Source organism: uncultured Zoogloea sp. (assembly GCF_937894855.1).
GTDB classification, from domain to species: Bacteria; Pseudomonadota; Gammaproteobacteria; order Burkholderiales; family Rhodocyclaceae; genus Zoogloea; species Zoogloea oryzae.
Map to the genome: position 1 here is coordinate 1 of NZ_CALAYQ010000010.1, position 16,630 is coordinate 16,630.

18 protein-coding genes are annotated in these 16,630 nt (G+C 65.9%); 14 read left to right on the forward strand and 4 right to left on the reverse strand.

The genetic code is table 11. The features are described from left to right. From Q0672_RS00690 to Q0672_RS00755, 14 genes are all read left to right on the forward strand, one after another. Nucleotides 1-419 (forward strand): YHS domain-containing protein (locus Q0672_RS00690; RefSeq protein ID WP_298618751.1); only part of this gene is annotated, 419 nt, incomplete at its 5' end. A gap of 63 nt (nt 420-482) precedes the next feature. Next, nucleotides 483-743, forward strand: coding sequence for a toluene-4-monooxygenase system B family protein (locus Q0672_RS00695; RefSeq protein ID WP_298618753.1), 261 nt, complete (start codon nt 483-485; stop codon nt 741-743). A gap of 25 nt (nt 744-768) precedes the next feature. After that, the gene (locus Q0672_RS00700; protein ID WP_298618755.1) at nt 769-1,104 is read left to right on the forward strand and encodes a Rieske 2Fe-2S domain-containing protein; all 336 of its coding nucleotides are present in this window, start codon (nt 769-771) and stop codon (nt 1,102-1,104) included. 15 nt (nt 1,105-1,119) lie between these two features. Then, entirely contained in the window at nt 1,120-1,434 is a 315-nt protein-coding gene (locus tag Q0672_RS00705; protein ID WP_298618756.1) for an MmoB/DmpM family protein, read from the forward strand. A 50-nt stretch (nt 1,435-1,484) separates the two neighbouring features. Then, entirely contained in the window at nt 1,485-2,471 is a 987-nt protein-coding gene (locus Q0672_RS00710) for an aromatic/alkene monooxygenase hydroxylase subunit beta (RefSeq protein WP_298618757.1), read from the forward strand. Nucleotides 2,472-2,522: 51 nt separating this feature from the next. After that, nucleotides 2,523-3,539, forward strand: coding sequence for a 2Fe-2S iron-sulfur cluster-binding protein (locus Q0672_RS00715; RefSeq protein WP_298618759.1), 1,017 nt, complete (start codon nt 2,523-2,525; stop codon nt 3,537-3,539). A gap of 93 nt (nt 3,540-3,632) precedes the next feature. Then, nucleotides 3,633-6,509 (forward strand): ATP-binding protein, encoded by a 2,877-nt coding sequence (locus Q0672_RS00720; RefSeq protein WP_298618761.1) that lies wholly within the window; start codon nt 3,633-3,635, stop codon nt 6,507-6,509. Between the two features lie 168 nt (nt 6,510-6,677). Then, complete coding sequence (locus Q0672_RS00725) at nt 6,678-7,286, forward strand: response regulator (RefSeq protein ID WP_298618763.1); 609 nt, start codon at nt 6,678-6,680, stop codon at nt 7,284-7,286. Between the two features lie 78 nt (nt 7,287-7,364). Beyond that, nucleotides 7,365-7,946: a hypothetical protein gene (locus tag Q0672_RS00730; RefSeq protein ID WP_298618765.1), complete on the forward strand. Its 582-nt coding sequence runs from the start codon at nt 7,365-7,367 to the stop codon at nt 7,944-7,946. Nucleotides 7,947-8,030: 84 nt separating this feature from the next. Continuing rightward, on the forward strand, nt 8,031-8,864 hold the full coding sequence (locus tag Q0672_RS00735) for an NADPH-dependent oxidoreductase (protein ID WP_298618767.1): 834 nt from the start codon (nt 8,031-8,033) through the stop codon (nt 8,862-8,864). A 602-nt stretch (nt 8,865-9,466) separates the two neighbouring features. Further along, complete coding sequence (locus Q0672_RS00740) at nt 9,467-9,838, forward strand: hypothetical protein (protein ID WP_298618768.1); 372 nt, start codon at nt 9,467-9,469, stop codon at nt 9,836-9,838. Between the two features lie 255 nt (nt 9,839-10,093). Beyond that, a complete protein-coding gene (locus Q0672_RS00745; RefSeq protein ID WP_298618769.1) occupies nt 10,094-10,384 on the forward strand; it encodes a hypothetical protein in 291 nt (96 codons plus the stop codon). 509 nt (nt 10,385-10,893) lie between these two features. Then, a complete protein-coding gene (locus tag Q0672_RS00750) occupies nt 10,894-11,430 on the forward strand; it encodes a transposase (RefSeq protein ID WP_298618770.1) in 537 nt (178 codons plus the stop codon). A 540-nt stretch (nt 11,431-11,970) separates the two neighbouring features. Further along, on the forward strand, nt 11,971-12,132 hold the full coding sequence (locus Q0672_RS00755) for a hypothetical protein (RefSeq protein ID WP_298618771.1): 162 nt from the start codon (nt 11,971-11,973) through the stop codon (nt 12,130-12,132). Between the two features lie 315 nt (nt 12,133-12,447). On the opposite strand, the gene Q0672_RS00760 is transcribed toward Q0672_RS00755, so the two are convergent. The 4 genes from Q0672_RS00760 to Q0672_RS00775 all read right to left on the reverse strand — a co-directional run bounded on the left by Q0672_RS00760 (nt 12,448) and on the right by Q0672_RS00775 (nt 16,575). Then, nucleotides 12,448-13,239, reverse strand: coding sequence for an ABC transporter ATP-binding protein (locus Q0672_RS00760; RefSeq protein WP_153160030.1), 792 nt, complete (start codon nt 13,237-13,239; stop codon nt 12,448-12,450). A gap of 22 nt (nt 13,240-13,261) precedes the next feature. After that, a complete protein-coding gene (gene ntrB, locus Q0672_RS00765; protein WP_298618772.1) occupies nt 13,262-14,212 on the reverse strand; it encodes a nitrate ABC transporter permease in 951 nt (316 codons plus the stop codon). 105 nt (nt 14,213-14,317) lie between these two features. Beyond that, nucleotides 14,318-15,574, reverse strand: a complete 1,257-nt coding sequence (locus Q0672_RS00770) for a CmpA/NrtA family ABC transporter substrate-binding protein (RefSeq protein WP_298618773.1) — start codon at nt 15,572-15,574, stop codon at nt 14,318-14,320. Between the two features lie 425 nt (nt 15,575-15,999). Continuing rightward, a complete protein-coding gene (locus Q0672_RS00775) occupies nt 16,000-16,575 on the reverse strand; it encodes an ANTAR domain-containing response regulator (RefSeq protein WP_153160028.1) in 576 nt (191 codons plus the stop codon). Nucleotides 16,576-16,630 lie beyond the last annotated feature (55 nt).

The window sequence follows — 16,630 nt, forward strand, 5'->3', positions numbered from 1 at the left end:
CCGGCTGGAACGACACCTGGGGCCAGTGCTGGGACGTGTTCATCGACAACGTGGTGGACGGCAACATGGCGATGACCTACCCGGAAACCCTGCCCTACGTGTGCAACATGTGCCAGCTGCCCATCCTCGGCACGCCGGGCAAAGGCTGGAACGTCAAGGACTACCCGCTCGAATACAACGGCCGGCTCTACCACTTCGGCTCCGAGGTGGATCGCTGGGTCTTCGAGCAGGACCCGGAGCGCTACGCCGGCCACCTCAGCATCGTCGACCGCTTCCTGGCCGGGATGATCCAGCCCATGAACCTCGAAGGCGCGCTGGCCTACATGAACCTCGCGCCGGGCGAGATGGGCGACGACGCCCACAACTACGCCTGGGCCGAGGTCTACCGCGCCCTGCGCGCCACCCGCAAGGCCGGCTGAGCCCGCCCCATCGCAAACCCGGCGCCGGCGTGCGCCGGGCAACCAGACACCCGGAGATTCCCCATGGCCCTGTTCCCCCTCACCTCCAACTTTGAAGGCGACTTCGTGCTGCAGCTGGTCGCCGTCGACACCGACAACACCATGGACGAAGTGGCCGCCGCCGCCGCCGTCCATTCGGTCGGCCGCCGCGTGCGCGCCCGCCCCGGCCACATCCTGCGCGTGCGCCAGCAGGGCGCGACGGAGTTCCTGCCGCGCGACCTGAAGGTGGCCGACGCCGGCCTCAAGCCCACCGAGACCGTCGAGATCATCTGGCAGGCCGCCTGAGCCCGCCCCGCACCCGGAGCAAGACATGAGCTTTACCAAGATATGCACCGTCGACGACGTGTGGGAAGGCGAGATGGCCCCCTTCACCGTCAACGACCACGAGATCGTGCTGGTGTGCGCCGAAGGCGGTGAGATCGCCGCCTTCCAGGGCGTCTGCCCGCACCAGGACATCTCCCTCGCCGAAGGCCAGTTCGACGGCAAGAAGCTGATCTGCCGCGCCCACCTGTGGCAGTTCGACGCCAGCTCGGGCAAGGGCATCAACCCCGACGACTGCGCGCTCGCCAAGTATCCCGTGCGCATCGACGGCGACGACATCTACGTGAGCACCGAAGGCGTCGAACCGCTCTTCGCCCACAGCTGAACCCAGGAGAACCCCATGAGCACAACCAGCTCCGCGCAGGCCTATCACAACAATCTGGTCGGCCCGGTGATGCGCGCCGGCGACCTGGCCCAGGCCGTCATCGAGGCCGCCAAGGTCGACAACCCCGGCAAGGAAGTCTTCGTGGACGACAAGCGGGCCTACATCCGCATCCACACCGAACACGAAATGATCCTGCGCCAGGCCACCATCGAAGAAGAACTCGGCCGCCCCTTCAAGATGAACGACCTGGAAGTGGACCTGAGCTCCTTCGCCGGCCAGATCGAGAGCCGCGACGACTCGGTGCGCTTCTACTTCGCCAAGAAGCTCTGAGCCCGCCCCAAGCACACACAAGACAAGACAGAACACCGGAGGAGACAACCATGACCGAAGCCCAAGTGCTCAAGCCCCAGAAGACCTGGAGCCACCTGGCCACCCGCCGCAGGAAGCCCAGCGAATACGAGATCGTCAGCGCCAACCTGCACTACAACGACCGCGACCCGAACGCGCCCTACGAGCTCTCGCCCGGCCTGTTCATGAACGAGTGGTACAAGAAGCACACCTTCGGCACTGCCCTCAAGCACGCCGACTGGAACGCCTTCCGCGACCCCGAGGAAGTCGTCTACCGCACCTACAACCTGATGCAGGACGGCCAGGAAACCTACGTCACCGGCCTGTTCGACCAGTTCAACCAGCGCGAGCACGACAAGGCCCTCGACCCGCGCTGGGCCGGCACCCTCGCCCGCCTGTACACGCCGGCCCGCTACCTGTTCCACACCGTGCAGATGGCCTCGGCCTACGTGGGCCAGGTGTCGCCCGCCAGCACCATCACCAACTGCCACTACTTCCAGATGGCCGACAGCCTGCGCTGGCTCTCCCACACCGCCTACCGCACCCGCGAGCTGTCCAGCACCTTCACCGAAACCGGCTTCGGGGCCGACGAGCGCCGCTACTGGGAAGAAGACGCCGCCTGGCAGGGCTTCCGCGAGTTGATGGAGCGCGCCCTGACGGTGTGGGACTGGGGCGAGGCCATCGTCGTGCTCAACCTCGTCGCCAAGCCGGCCATCGAGGAGACCGTGCTGCGCCGCCTGGGCGAATCCGCCCGCCACAACGGCGACATGCTGCTGGCGCTCCTCACCGACGCCCAGCTGATCGACTCCGCCCGCCACCGCCGCTGGGTCGCCGCCTTCGTGCGCACGGCCCTCGAAACGCCGGGCAACCTGGAGCTCATCCAGGGCTGGATCGCCAAGTGGGAGCCCCTCGCCGACAAGGCCATCGACGCCTACTGCGCGGCCCTGCCCGACGTGCCTGAGGCCGCCGCCTCGGCCCGCGCCGCCACCCGCGACTTCCGCCGGTCCCTCGGCCTGTAACCCACAGCGCGCGGGCGCGGCCAGCACCGCCGCCCGCGCCGGGAGCCCTCCATGCAAGAGATCCTCATCCACAACGAGAAGGACGGCGCCAGCTTTGCCCAGGCAGATGGCGACACCGTGCTCCGCGCGGCCCTGCGCGCCGGGGTTGGCCTTGCCCACGAATGCAACTCCGGCGGCTGCGGCGCCTGCAAGTTCGAGCTGGTCGAAGGCGAGCTCGACACCCTGTGGCCCGACGCCCCCGGCCTCTCGGAGCGCGACCGCCGCCGCGGCCGTCATCTGGCCTGCCAGTGCCGCGCCACCGGGCCGCTGCGCATCAAGGCCCCGGGCGGCCCCGAGTACGTGCCGCGCATCCGCCCCGCCCGCCAGACGGCGCGCCTTGCCGGCATCACCGACCTCACCCACGACATCCGCGAGTTCCGCTTCGTCACCAACAGCCCGGCGGCCTTCCTGCCCGGGCAGTACGCGATGCTCGACCTGCCGGGCGTCAGTTCATCCCGCGCCTATTCGCTCTCCAACACCGCCAACGACGGCGGCGAATGGCACTTCCAGATCCGCCGCGTGCCCCACGGCCAGGGCACCCACGTGCTGTTCGACAAGCTCAAGGTGGGCGACGCCATCGGCCTCGACGGCCCCTACGGTGTGGCCTGGCTGCGCACCGACGCCCCCCGCGACATCGTCTGCGTGGCAGGCGGATCGGGCCTCGCGCCGATGATCTCCATCGCCCGCGGCGCCGCCGAGGCCGGGCTGCTGAAGGATCGCACGCTGCACTTCTTCTACGGCGCGCGCACCCCGCGGGACGTCTGCGGCGAAGCCCTGCTGTCCAAGCTGGATGGCTTTGGCGACCGTATCCGCTACGTGCCGGTGGTGTCGCTGCCGGGCGACGACGGCGCGTGGCAGGGCGAGACCGGCTACGTCCACGACGCCGTCACCCGCCTGCTGCCCGATCCGCTGGCCGGCTACGAGTTCTACTTCGCCGGCCCGCCGCCCATGACCCAGGCCCTGCAGGAGATGTTGATGGTTGGCCACCGCGTGCCCTTCGGGCAGATCCACTTCGACCGCTTTTTCTGACGCGCCGGTGCAAAGGGCTTCGCATCGCCGCCCCGGGCGACGTATCGTGATGATGGCGGGCCGACCCGCCATCGACAGGAGGACACCCACAGCGTGACCAGACAGACATCGGTGCGCGGCGTCGTGCTGGGCGACGACGACACCCATGACGTGCGGCGCCAGAAGATGGCCCGCATCATCCTCGACTCCATGTACCAGTTCCTCGGCCTGCTGGACGTGGACGGCACGGTGCTGGAGATCAACCAGGCCGCGCTGGACGGCGCCGGCCTCAGCCTCGACGAGGTGGTCGGCCGGCCCTTCTGGGAGGCCCGCTGGTGGTCGGTCTCCGACGAAGTGCGCCACCGGGTGCGCGACATGATCGGCGAGGCCCGCGCCGGGCGCTTCGTGCGCTGCGACTTCGAGGTGTATGGCGACCTCCACGGCAGCAAGACCATTGCCATCGACTTCTCCCTCACACCCATCCTCGACGACAGCGGCCACGTGGCCTTCCTGCTGCCCGAAGGGCGCAACATCACCGAGAAGATCGCCAACAGCGCCGAGCTCACCCGCAAGAACGGCGAGCTGCAGGTGGCGCTGGAGAAGCTCAAGGAGATCGACGGCTTCAAGACCAAGTTCTTCGCCAACGTGAGCCACGAGCTGCGCACCCCGCTCACCCTCATCCTCGGCCCGGTGGACCAGCTCATCCACGAGACCACCGCCCGCACCGAGCGGGAGCGCGCCCGCCTCACCGCCATCAAGCGCAACGCCCAGTCGCTGCTGCAGCAGGTGAACAACCTGCTCGACCTCGCCCGCATCGACTCCGACCGGATGCCCATGGCCTACGCCCGGGTCAATGTGATGGCGCTGATCCGCGAGATCGCCGCCGGCTTCGAGGGCGAGGCGGAGGCCCGCGCCATCCGCCTGATAGTGCGCGGCGAGCCCGACGACGACGGTGGGCTCTACGCCGACATCGACCGGGCCAAGCTCGTCCGCGTGCTCACCAACCTGCTCTCCAACGCCTTCAAGTTCCCCCCCGCCGGCGGGCGCATCGCCTGCCGTGTCGAGCGCCTCGCCGGCGAACGCCTGTTGATCGAGGTGCAGGACACCGGCCCCGGCGTGCCCGACGCCATGAAGCAGCACATCTTCGACCGCTTCACCCAGGGCGACGAGCAGCTCGGCGCCATCGGCAGCGGGCTGGGGCTCAACATCGTCAAGGAGTTCGTCGAGCTGCACCGGGGCACGGTGGTGGTGCTCGACGCCCCCGGCGGCGGCGCGCTGTTCCAGCTCGAGCTGCCCCTGCAGGCCCCCGACGGCGCCTACGTGCGTACCAACAGCGCACCGAAAGCCCCTGCCCTGCCCACCGCCGACACCCCACCGCTCCCGCAGGCCGAGCCCGCCCCCAGCGCCTTCCGCCCGGGCCGCCCGCGGGTGCTGGTGGTGGAGGACAACCCGGATCTGCGCCACTTCCTCCACGACGTGCTGGTGGACGAATACAACGTCACCCTCGAAGAAGACGGCGACGACGGGATCAAAGCCGCCCTCGCCGACCCGCCGGACCTCATCGTCACCGACCTGATGATGCCCCGCTGCGACGGCGAGACCTTTCTGCGCACCCTGCGCAGCCGGCCGGATTTCCCCAACGTGCCGGCGCTGGTGCTCTCGGCCCGCGCCGACGACGCCCTGCGCGAGCGGCTGCTGGAGGAGCTCGCCCAGGACTACCTCACCAAACCCTTCTCGCCCCAGGAGCTGCGCGCCCGGGTGCACAACCTGGTTACGGTTAAGCGCACCGTGGACATCCTGCAGAAAGAGCTGCAGACCCAGGCCTCGGACATCTGGGAGCTCACCGCCGGCCTCGTGGAGAGCCGCAAATCCCTTCAACGCAGCTTCACCGCCCTGCAGGTGTCCGACCGCCGCTGGCTGGGGCTCTACGAGAACACCGCGGTGGGCATCGCGCTGGCCGACCGGGATGGGCGCATCCTCTCGGCCAACCCGGCGCTGCAGCGCATGCTCGGCTACGGGCCGGAGGACATCGCGGGGGTGTCGCTCATCGCCATCACCGAAGCCTCCGAGCGCGCCACCACCCGCCGCAACGTGCATGGACTCGTGGATGGCGAGCTGCCGGCCTATCACACGCAAAAGCGCTACGAGCGGCGCGGCGGCGGCTACCTGTGGGCCAACGTGTCGGCCTCGCGCATCCCGGCGATGGCCGAGGACGGCCCGATGCTGGCGGTGATCGTCGAGGACATCACCTCGCGGATGGAGGCCGAACGCTCCCTCGCCGCCACGCGGGGCGAACTCGCGCGGGTGTCGCGCTTCACCGCCATGGGCGAGCTCGTCGCCTCCATCGCCCACGAGGTGAACCAGCCCCTCGCCGCCGTCATCACCAACAGCCAGGCCGCCCTGCGCTGGCTGTCCCTCGCCACGCCTAACCTCGACGAAGTGGCCGCCGCGCTGCACCGGGTGAACCGCGACGCCACCCTCGCCGGCGAGGTGATCGCGCGCATCCGCAAGTTCCTGCGGGCCGGCGAGCTCCGCCGCGAACCCATCCCCATCGCCCGCCTGCTGGACGAGCTGCTGCAGATGCTCCAGGCCATGCTCACCGACAACGGCGTACGGGTGCGCGTCCACCTGCCCACCCCGCCGCCGGCCTTCACCGCCGACGCGGTGCAGCTGCAGCAGGTGATCCTCAACCTCATCGTCAATGCGGTGGACGCCCTGCGCGACACGCCCGCAGGCGAGCGCGCGCTGGCGATCCGGGTGGATGCCGAGCCCAGCGGCGGCGTGCGCATCGCGGTGCACGACAGCGGCCCCGGCGTGCGACCGGAGAGCGAGGCGAAGCTCTTCGACGCCTTCTTCTCCACCAAGCCCGACGGGCTGGGCATGGGCCTCGCCATCAGCCGCTCGATCATCGAGAACCACGGTGGCCGCCTGTGGCTCGACCGCACCCAGCCCGGCGGCGCGTGCTTCGTGTTCACCATCCCCGATGCCTGAACGCCATCCGCCAACACCCATGACACCAGAGAAAAGGCCCCCATTAAGCGATGGCCCCCCTGTAGGTCGGACTTCAGTCCGACAACGCCGGCGCAGAATCAACGCGGGGTGTCGGACTGAAGCCCGACCTGCAGACTTTATCGTCAAGCGATGCCAAACCGCATTTCCATGACCCAGCCCGACCTCGTCCACGTCGTCGACGACGACCTCTCGGTGCGCGAAGCCCTCAGCAGCCTGCTCCGGTCGGTGGGGCTGGCGGTGCGCACCTATCCGTCGGCGGCGGATTTCCTCGCCGCCCCGCGGGAGGCCGGCGTCGCCTGCCTGGTGCTCGACGTGCGCATGCCGGGCATGACCGGCACAGAGCTGCAGCAGGCCCTCGCCCGCGCCGGCGACGCCATCCCCATCATCTTCATCACCGCCCACGGCGACATCCCGATGGCGGTGATGAAGATGAAGGAAGGCGCGGCCGAGTTCCTGCCCAAACCCTTCCGCGACGAGGACCTGCTGGGCGCCATCGACACCGCCCTCGCCCGCGCCCGCGCCGCCCGCAAGGAGCACGGCGAGGTGGACGAGATCCGCCGCAAGTACGCGTCCCTCACCGCCCGCGAGAAGGAGGTGATCGCCTACGTCATCAAGGGCGCGCTCAACAAGCAGGCCGCGGCCGAGCTGGGCGTCACCGAGATGACCGTCAAGGTCCATCGCCACAACGTGATGCGCAAGATGGGGGCCGCCTCCATCCCCGATCTGGTGCGCATGATGGAGCGCCTCACGCCCTGAGCAGCGCGCGCCGATGTCATCCGGCTGCAACGGGGGCGGCCTAAGCTGGCCGTCCCTCCCACCCATCCGGAGACAGCCATGTACCTCTCGCCCAGCGACATCCAGCACACCCGCATCCACACCATCGACAACCTGCACGCCGCCTCCCGCGCCTGGGTCGAGGCCACCGAGCGGCTGTCCGAGCTCGCCCTGCGCGCCGGACGCCTGGCCCTGGACGAAGGCCGCGACCACCTCGAAGAGCTCGCCGAAGCGCGCAGCTTCCGCTTCGAGCCCCTGCCCCTCGAACGCCTCGCCGAATGGCGCGGCGAATCCGCCGGGCTGGTGAGCGAATGCTTCGAGATCTTCGGCGACGCCCAGCAGGCCCTGCTGCAGATGGCCAAGGATCAGGTGGCCGTGTTCGACACCGTGCTGCAGCGTCAGATGGACCGCGCGGCCCTCTCCGCCGACGCCACCGGCGAAGCCCTGATCGACCACGCCCGCGAAGCCCTGCGTCAGGCCGAATCCGGCTTCAACGGCCTCGCCGATGCCGCCGCCCAGGGCACCGATCTGGTCGAGGAGCAGGTGCGTCAGGTGTCCGAAGCCCTCGCCGGCGACGCAGAGCCCGCCGAGAAGACCGAAGTGGCGCCCCCCGCCCGCAGCCGCCGCACCCGCGCGGGCTGATTCCCCCGGCGTTCCTGGCGCTAAAATCACGGCCTTGACGGCAGGCGGCGCCCCGCCCCTGCCGGGTCACACGTCAGGAACGCCATGAACGCCCCCACCCCCACCCAACAGGCCCTCTACCAGGCCCGCTACGGCTCGCCCGAAGTGGCAGTACCCGCCGCCCGCTCGCCGATCATCGACCACCTGCTGGCCCACCGCTCGGTGCGCGCCTACCTGCCCGATCCGGTCTCGGATGACCAGCTCGCCGCCATCGTGGCCGCGGCGCAATCGGCCGCCAGCTCCTCCAACCTGCACGCCTGGAGCGTCGTCGCGGTGCGCGACCCCGAACGCAAGGCGCGCCTCTCCATGATGGCCGGCGACCAGCCCCACATCCGCCAGGCCCCCCTCTTCCTCGTCTGGCTGGCCGATCTCGCCCGGCTCGAACAGGTCGCCAACACCGCCGGCGAAGCCCACGCCGCGCTGGATTACCTCGAGATGCTTGAAGTGGGCTTCATCGACGCGTCGCTCGCCGCCCAGAACGCCGTGGCCGCCGCCGAATCCCTGGGCCTTGGCACCGTCTACATCGGCGGCATCCGCAACCAGCCCGAAAACGTCGCCGCCGAGCTGCAGCTCCCGCCCCGCGTGGTTGCGGTGTTTGGCCTTTGCGTCGGCACGCCCGACCCCGCCCAGCCGGCGGCCGTCAAACCGCGCCCGCCGCAGTCCGTCGTGCTGCACAACGAGACCTACTCCCTCCCAGCCCAGGCTGCCGGCCTCGCCGAATACGACGGCGCGATGGCCGCCTTCTACGCCAGCCAGGGCATGAAGGTCCGCGGCACCTGGTCCAACCACTCCGCCAAGCGCATCCGCGACGCCGCCGCCCTCACCGGCCGCGACCGCCTGACCGACGCCCTCAAAGCCCGCGGCTTCCCCCTCAAATAAGCCTGCGAATCCCTCTCGCAAGGCTGCGAATCCTTCACGCAGCCTTGCGAATGCTTCACACAGCGCTGCGATTGCTTCTCGCAGCCGTGCACTTGCTTCTCGCAGGCCTGCGAATCGTTCTCGCAGCGCTGCGAATCCTTCACACACGCCTGCGATTGCTTCACGCAAGCCTGCGAATGCTTCACGCAGCCCTGCGAGAAGCATTCGCAGCCCCCGCAGAAGGTAGGTCGGGTTAGCGCAGCGTAACCCGACAATCTCCCCGCCCAATCCACCCCGGCGCCACCGATACCCCGTCCGCTACGGTGTGAACCGCCCACGGCTCACACCGCCAATCCAGCCACGGAACGTCGGGTTACGCTCCGCTAACCCGACCTACGCCGCCCGAAATACCTCCCGCTGCGCTGCAACGCCTTCACCCGCGCGTGCAAACGCCTCCCCTCGCCCTGTCCGTCCCTCACCCATCCCCCGCGTTGGCTTCGCCCGCCTCCGCGCAACCTGCACCCGCCACCAACAAATGCATTCACCATTCCAAAATGGCGATTTCATGGATACCATGACGCCTTTCTAACGCCACCCGGCACGCCATCACCCCAGGAGGACCCATGACCACCGGCGCCATCACCCGCATCTCCCCGCTGCAACTCAAGAACGACATCGAACTGATCCGCGCCCTCTCGGGCATCGACGGCTACACCCCGCACAACCCCGCCTACAGCCTCGAATCCGCCACCGCCGCGCTCGATCGGCTCAACCACTCCGAAACCGCCGTCATCCTCGCCGAGAACGCCCTCGCCGCCGCCCGCAGCGCCCTCCTCACCGACCGCAACGCCGTCCACAAGATCGCGATGGGCGTAAAAGACGAAGCCGTCGTCCTCTTCGGCCCCGACTCCGACCAGATCGCCGCGCTGGGAATGAAGAAGAAATCGGAGCGCAGCCGCCCGAAACGCAGCGGCAAGGCTGCTGAGAAGGGTTGATGGGTTGAGGCACGGCCCGGGAGTGCAGTGGGGCTGCCGGGCTGTGTTCCTTTCACGCGGCCATTCATACCGGCCCCGCGCCGAATATCATCCGATCGCAATCATGCCAACAGCAGCCCGACGCCATGCTTGCGGGCTGAAGCGGTGCGCGGTAGATTGGTACGGCATACGGCATTGGGGGTGGCAGAAGGATAGCCTCACACCGGTTCGCGCTTGACAATTCATCACGTCACAATCGACGCAAAGGAATATTCGATGGCAACACTCCAAGAGAAAATAGTCAGTCGCCTCAAATCACTGAACGAACTCGACGACGTCACCGTTACGGTTACAAATGAACTTGGCCAACTATTAATTTCTCACCGCTTGCATCATGCAGCCGACTTCAAGTTCAAATGGGTCGATGGAAACCATTTCGTTGGCTACTTCGTAGATGCGCAAGGGGCAGAAAGCCAAGCAATTGTTTCTCTATGGTCAGCAATGGAGGCCGTGAAATTCATCGTCCTGTATTCCACGCTTGTCGAACTCAAGGCTAGGCGTTCATAGGTGCCCAATCCATCATTCGAGCGGACCCCGCGCATAAAGCCGCGCGAGGCCACTCAATTCAAACGTTAGGCCTCAGGAAAGCCAAGTTGCCACCGAACTACTCACTCGAACCAACTCCGACTCAACTTCAATCGAGCCACAATGTTTACTGATCCTATAAAACATCGAGTCATTGGAATTCGCCACGCACTGAAGGTACTACGAGAGGCCGGACTCATTTCGTCAGGCGTCACCTACCCAGAAGACGCGGTCATAGAGATTTCAAAGGTGTATCAGAAGGCCGCAAATGCCAAGCGATATAGAGTCGCCCGGAGCGATTCAAGCATTCCTTCGATGATCAAGACTATAGAAGAGACATTCAACTTGCCCAGCGGAAGTGTTTCTTTGTCTTACCCAAGCGGCCGAAAGGCAGGCACAAATGCAACGGTCGGATCACTTCGGAAGAACTGGAAGGCCAGCACGGACGAGTCTCGTAGGTCGGGTTAGCGCAGCGTAACCCGACACCTTCCATGCACTATCGACGCGCCATCGTCCCCGGCGGCACCTTCTTCTTCACCCTCGTGACGGATCGCCGCCGGCCTATTCTGGCTTCGGCTGAAGCCGTCGATGTGCTGCGCAATGCCTTCCGCTCCGTTCGCCAATCACGTCCGTTCGAGATCGACGCCATCGTGGTCATGCCGGATCATCTTCACTGCATCTGGACCTTGCCGCCGGACGATGGCGACTTCTCGACCCGCTGGCGTCTGATCAAGAGCGTGTTCACCAAGCATTGCCCGGATGAATGCCGGCGCACGCCTGATGCGGCGCGCTTGAAGAAGGGCGAACAGGCCGTGTGGCAACATCGATATTGGGAACATCAGATCCGCGATGAAGCCGACTTTGCCCGCCATGTGGATTACATCCATTACAACCCGGTCAAGCATGGATTGGCCCGATCACCCGCAGCGTGGCCGTACTCCAGCTTCGGCCGCTATGTGAAGGCCGGGGTTTATGCGCCGGATTGGGGGTGTGATTTGATGTGTTTGGAGGGCGTCGGGCGTGAGTAGGGCCGATCAGGGATTGTCGGGTTACGCTGCGCTAACCCGACCTACGTATGCTATGTGAAGGACGGGGTTTATGCGCCGAATTGGGGGCGTGATTCGATGTGTTTTGAGGGCGTCGGGCGTGAGTAGGGCCGATCGCGGGTTGTCGGGTTACGCTGCGCTAACCCGACCTACGGGTACTAACCCGACCTACGTATGCTAACCCCTACGCATACTCCGGTGCCGCGTTAGCAGCTATCCCCTACAGCCGCTTTGGGATCGTTTAGAGAGTGTTTTTCATGGAGATCAAAATGAGCGAAGAAAGTTTGAAAGTAGTTTCAAGTACAGCCGGAGGCGGAGCTTCAGGTGCAGCATGCTCCTTAGCTGCTGTTTCAACGCTGGGTGCTGTAGAAGGGCTGTCCGCGGCAGGCATGACATCTGGCTTAGCCACCCTTGGGAGCCTCGTCGGCGGGGGCATGGCTGCAGGAATCGGCGTTGCGGCGGCGCCAGTTCTTGCCGGTGGAGCTCTGGCAGCGGCACTTACAAGTGACAACATCGAAACAGATGAAAAAATCGCTGCAGGTCTTGGTGCCGGAGCTGGCGTTGCGGGCTCTGTGGCAACTGTTTCGGCGGCGGGAGCCGTTGGAGGGCTGTCAGCAGCAGGAATTACTTCTGGCCTCGCCGCAGTGGGCGGTGTCGTCGGTGGCGGCATGGCAACTGGCGTAGTCATCACATGCGCAGCTCCGCTCGCAGTGGCTGGGGGCGTGTATGCGTTGCATAAGTGGCTCAAGGACTAAACCGCTAACCCGGCAGTTCGAGTAGGAATACCAAAGGACTTCCCCCACCCTTCCGGTTCGATACGGCACAGTGAAGCACCGGCCGACGCGTCTGATAGGAGTAGTCGGGTTACGCTGCACTATCCCCATAAGCCGACTCGAGCAGAAAAGGCACGAACCAAGGCCGGCCGCGCACGGCCGCCCCGAAGCGGCCGGCCTGCCCCCCAGTGGGGGGAGGCGCCGCAGGCGCTTCGGGGGGCGTCCACTAAGCCGCCTTCTTCATCTGCTTCTGATACAAGAACTCCAGAATCGCCGCCCGGCATTCGACGAAGTGGGCGTCGTGGGCCAGGGCGAGGCGGTCGCGGGGTTTGGGGAGCTTCACTTCGAGGATCTCGCCGATGGTGGCGGCGGGGCCGTTGGTCATCATTACCACGCGGTCGGAGAGCAGCACGGCTTCATCCACGTCGTGGGTGACCATCACCACCGTTGCGCCGGTCTTTTCCATCACGCCGATGAGTTCGTCCTGCAGCGAGGCGCGGGTGAGTGCGTCGAGGGCGCCGAAGGGTTCGTCCATCAGCAGGATCTGGGGCTCCATGGCGAAGGCGCGGGCGATGCCGATGCGCTGCTTCATGCCGCCGGAGATTTCGTGGGGCAGCTTCTGGGCGGCGTGGCTCATGTGCACCATCTCGAGGGCTTCGTTGGTGCGGGCCTTGAGCTTTTCCTTGCCTTCCTTGGTGCCGAACACGCGCTCGACGGCGAGATAGACGTTCTCGAAGCAGTTGAGCCAGGGCAGGAGCGAGTGGTTCTGGAAGACCACCGCGCGCTCAGGCCCGGGGCCGGCGATCTCGCGGCCGTTGCACAGCATCACCCCCGAGGTGGGCAGGGTGAGGCCGGCGATGAGGTTGAGCAGCGTGGATTTGCCGCAGCCCGAGTGGCCGATGAGCGAGACGACTTCGCCCTTTTTGATCTGCAGATTGACGTTCTGCAGGGCGATGAAGCGGCCTTTCTTGGTGTCGAAGCTCATGCCGACGTTTTCGACTTTGACGATGGCGTTCATTTGCATTCTCCTCGGGGCAGTATCAGTTGGCGCCGTAGCTGAAGCGGCGGGCGATCAGCAGCAGGAGCTGTTCGAGCAGCAGGCCGACGATGCCGATCACGAAGATGGCGATGATGATGTGCTCGACCTTGAGGTTGTTCCATTCGTCCCACACCCAGAAGCCGATGCCGACGCCGCCGGTGAGCATTTCGGCCGCAACGATCACCAGCCAGGCGGTGCCGATGGACAGGCGGATGCCGGTGAGCATGTAGGGCAGCACCGAGGGGAACAGGATCTTGGTGATGATCTTGAACTCGGAGAGGTTGAGCACCCGCGCCACGTTGAGGTAATCCTGCGGCACGCGCTGCACGCCCTGGGCGGTGTTGAGGATCATCGGCCAGATGGAGCAGATGAAGATCGTCCAGGTGGAGGCCGGATCGGCGGCCTTGAAGACCATCAGGCCGATGGGCAGCCAGGCCAGCGGCGAGACCGGGCGCAGGATGCTGATGATCGGCTCGAGCATGCTGTTCATGAAGGCAAAGCGGCCGATGATGAAGCCCAGCGGGATGCCCACCAGCGCGGCCACGCCGAAGCCGATGGCGACGCGTTTGAGGGACGACAGGATGTTCCAGCCGATGCCCTGGTCGTTGGGGCCGTTGCTGTAGAAGGGGTCGGAGAACAGCACGACAGCGGCGTCCCAGGTTTTGCCGGGGCCGGGGAAGTCGGCGGATTTCATCGCCACCAGCGCCCACACGCCGATCACCAGCGCGAAGCCGAGCAGCGGCGGGATGACCTTGCGGACGAAGTTGCCCAGGTGGGTGCCGAAGGAGACGGAATCGTCTGCCTTGGCGGGCGCGGCGGCGGCTTTGTCGGTGTGGGTCGTGGCGCCCATCTTGGAATCCTCTGTCTTGGTGACTTCACCCCGGACGACCGGGGCAGACTCGGCTTCGGGCCGGACGGCAACGAGGCCGGACGTTAGCGATGCAGTGGTCATGGTGATCTCCGTGATCTTCGTGACGGCGGGTGAGCCTGTCGGGTTGCGTGCGGGATTGAATCGGGGTTTGGGGTGGCGGGCCGGTGGTGCCGGCCCGCCCGCCGGTCAGGCCTTGATCTTGAAGCTGGCGGCGTACTTCTTCGGGTCCTTGCCGTCCCACACCACGCCGTCGATGAGCTTGGAGGTGCGGAAGTCCGACTTGGGCACCGGCGCGCCGACGATGCTGGCTGCCTGCTTGTAGAGATCGGTCTTGTTGATGGCCTTGGCTACGGCGAGGTAATCCACGTCCTGCTTGAGCAGGCCCCAGCGCTTGTGCTGGGTGAGGAACCACATGCCGTCGGACAGGTAGGGGTAGTTCACCTGGCCGTCGTTGTAGAACTTCATGTAGTTCTTCTCGGACCAGCTCTTGCCCAGGCCGTTTTCGTACTGGCCGATCATCCGGCTGCGGATCACATCCACGTCGGTGTTCACATAGCTCTTGGCGGCGACGGTCTCGGCGGTCTTCGAGCGGTTGGCGGCGCTGGCGTCGATCCACTTGGAGGCTTCGAGGATCGCGCAGATCATCGCCCGGGCTGTGTTGGGGTACTTGGCCGCGAACTCGGCGGTGGAGCCCAGCACCTTCTCGGGGTGGTCGGTCCAGATGTCCTGGGTGGTCACGGCCGTAAAGCCGATCTTGTCGACGATGGCGCGCTGGTTCCAGGGTTCGCCGACGCAGTAGCCGTCCATGTTGCCGACGCGCATGTTGGCGACCATCTGCGGGGGCGGCACGACGATGTTCTTGACGTCCTTGAACGGGTCGATGTCGTGGGCGGCCAGCCAGTAGTACAGCCACATGGCGTGGGTGCCGGTGGGGAAGGTCTGGGCGAAGGTGTATTCCTTTTCCTTCTTCGCGATCACCTTGGCGAGGCTGGCGCCATCCACCGCGCCCTTGTCCTTGAGGCCGTTGGAGAGGGTGATGGCCTGACCGTTGTTGTTGAGGGTCATGAGCACGGCCATGTCTTTCTTGGGGCCGCCGATGCCCAGGTGCAGGCCATACACCAGGCCGTACAGCACGTGGGCGGCGTGGAGTTCGCCGTTGGCGAGCTTGTCGCGCACGCCGGCCCAGGAGGCTTCCTTGCTGGGGGTGATCTTGATGCCGTACTTCTTGTCGAAGCCCATCACCGAGGCCATCACCACCGACGAACAGTCAGTCAGCGGGATGAAACCGATCTTCACCTCTTCCAGCTCCGGCTTGTCCGAACCGGCAGCCCACACACCACCCGCAGGAATCATCGTGCCCATTGCCGCCATACCTCCGAGGCCAGCCCCAGCCTTGAGAAAGCCGCGGCGGGAAAGAAACTTGTCGTCGAATTGCTTGCTCATCGCTCGCCCCTGATCGTGAAATCGAAAATTCAAAAAAAACGGGCGCCACATCTCCCCGCAATAACCCGCGAGGGGATGGACGCCCTTGTCCAAGTGAGATCGCCTGATCAAGTCGGGCCGCCGTTGGTCCGACAACCAACATTTAGCGAGGACCGTGCCAGTATTTTTAATTCATTGATTTGTATAACAAAGATTGTTTTGGGTGAATCCATACCCCCTTTTGGGTAGTTGAATCACCCCTTTCTGATGCACTGTTGCAGTGCAACACCCGCCGATTTCGCACCACGCCGGATCATCCGGCCGCGCAGCACGGCAGGCCATTGGGTGCGGCGGGCGTTTCAAAAGGATTCGGGGCGGAGCCGCCACCGCGCCTCCGCCCCGAATCAAGGCCCCACCCGCGGAGCAACTACCACTTTCGGATTACGTCACAGCAACAGGTTAGACATGTCGATCACGTCCTGGGCCACGTCGGCCAGCTTGCGGCCCCGCTCCATCGCCAGTTTGCGCAGCGCGTGGTAGGCCGCGTTCTCGTCGAGGCCGCGGGCCTTCATGAGCACACCCTTGGCCCGGTCGATGGTGATCCGCTCGGAGAGCTTGCGGGTGGCGTCGTCGCGCTCGGCGCGCATGTGCTGAAAGGCTTCGAACTGGGCGATGGCCACCTCGACCACCGCGTCCAGGCGCGCAGGTGACACGGAATCAACGACATACGACGACACGCCGGCCTTCACGGCACGGCGGATCATCTCGGAGTCGGCGTCCTGGGAGAACAGCAGCACCGGGCGCGGGCAGTCCCGGTTCATGATCGCGAGGTGTTCCAGGGTGTCCCGGCTGGGGGAATCGGCCTGGATGAAGATCACGTCGGGCTTGGTGTTCAGCACCTGGTCGGACAGCTCCAGGGCACTGGAAAGCACGGCCGCCACCTGATGACCGGCCAGCGCGATGGCCGAACAGACGTCGGCGGCGCGCTCGCGGGAGGAATCGACAACCAGCACTCGTAGCATGGGAATTCGGACCTTAAAGAGTACCGACTTACCTCAGCAAAAAGCACGCCAGCTT

Bases quoted from the DNA above. Each gene is read 5' to 3' on its own strand.
- Q0672_RS00695 (WP_298618753.1), top strand. From the start codon at position 483: ATGGCCCTGTTCCCCCTCACCTCCAACTTTGAAGGCGACTTCGTGCTG.
- Q0672_RS00700 (WP_298618755.1), top strand. From the start codon at position 769: ATGAGCTTTACCAAGATATGCACCGTCGACGACGTGTGGGAAGGCGAG.
- Q0672_RS00705 (WP_298618756.1), top strand. From the start codon at position 1,120: ATGAGCACAACCAGCTCCGCGCAGGCCTATCACAACAATCTGGTCGGC.
- Q0672_RS00710 (WP_298618757.1), top strand. From the start codon at position 1,485: ATGACCGAAGCCCAAGTGCTCAAGCCCCAGAAGACCTGGAGCCACCTG.
- Q0672_RS00715 (WP_298618759.1), top strand. From the start codon at position 2,523: ATGCAAGAGATCCTCATCCACAACGAGAAGGACGGCGCCAGCTTTGCC.
- Q0672_RS00725 (WP_298618763.1), top strand. From the start codon at position 6,678: ATGACCCAGCCCGACCTCGTCCACGTCGTCGACGACGACCTCTCGGTG.
- Q0672_RS00730 (WP_298618765.1), top strand. From the start codon at position 7,365: ATGTACCTCTCGCCCAGCGACATCCAGCACACCCGCATCCACACCATC.
- Q0672_RS00735 (WP_298618767.1), top strand. From the start codon at position 8,031: ATGAACGCCCCCACCCCCACCCAACAGGCCCTCTACCAGGCCCGCTAC.
- Q0672_RS00740 (WP_298618768.1), top strand. From the start codon at position 9,467: ATGACCACCGGCGCCATCACCCGCATCTCCCCGCTGCAACTCAAGAAC.
- Q0672_RS00745 (WP_298618769.1), top strand. From the start codon at position 10,094: ATGGCAACACTCCAAGAGAAAATAGTCAGTCGCCTCAAATCACTGAAC.
- Q0672_RS00750 (WP_298618770.1), top strand. From the start codon at position 10,894: ATGCACTATCGACGCGCCATCGTCCCCGGCGGCACCTTCTTCTTCACC.
- Q0672_RS00755 (WP_298618771.1), top strand. From the start codon at position 11,971: ATGAAAAAATCGCTGCAGGTCTTGGTGCCGGAGCTGGCGTTGCGGGCT.
- Q0672_RS00760 (WP_153160030.1), bottom strand. From the start codon at position 13,239: ATGAACGCCATCGTCAAAGTCGAAAACGTCGGCATGAGCTTCGACACC.
- ntrB (WP_298618772.1), bottom strand. From the start codon at position 14,212: ATGACCACTGCATCGCTAACGTCCGGCCTCGTTGCCGTCCGGCCCGAA.
- Q0672_RS00770 (WP_298618773.1), bottom strand. From the start codon at position 15,574: ATGAGCAAGCAATTCGACGACAAGTTTCTTTCCCGCCGCGGCTTTCTC.
- Q0672_RS00775 (WP_153160028.1), bottom strand. From the start codon at position 16,575: ATGCTACGAGTGCTGGTTGTCGATTCCTCCCGCGAGCGCGCCGCCGAC.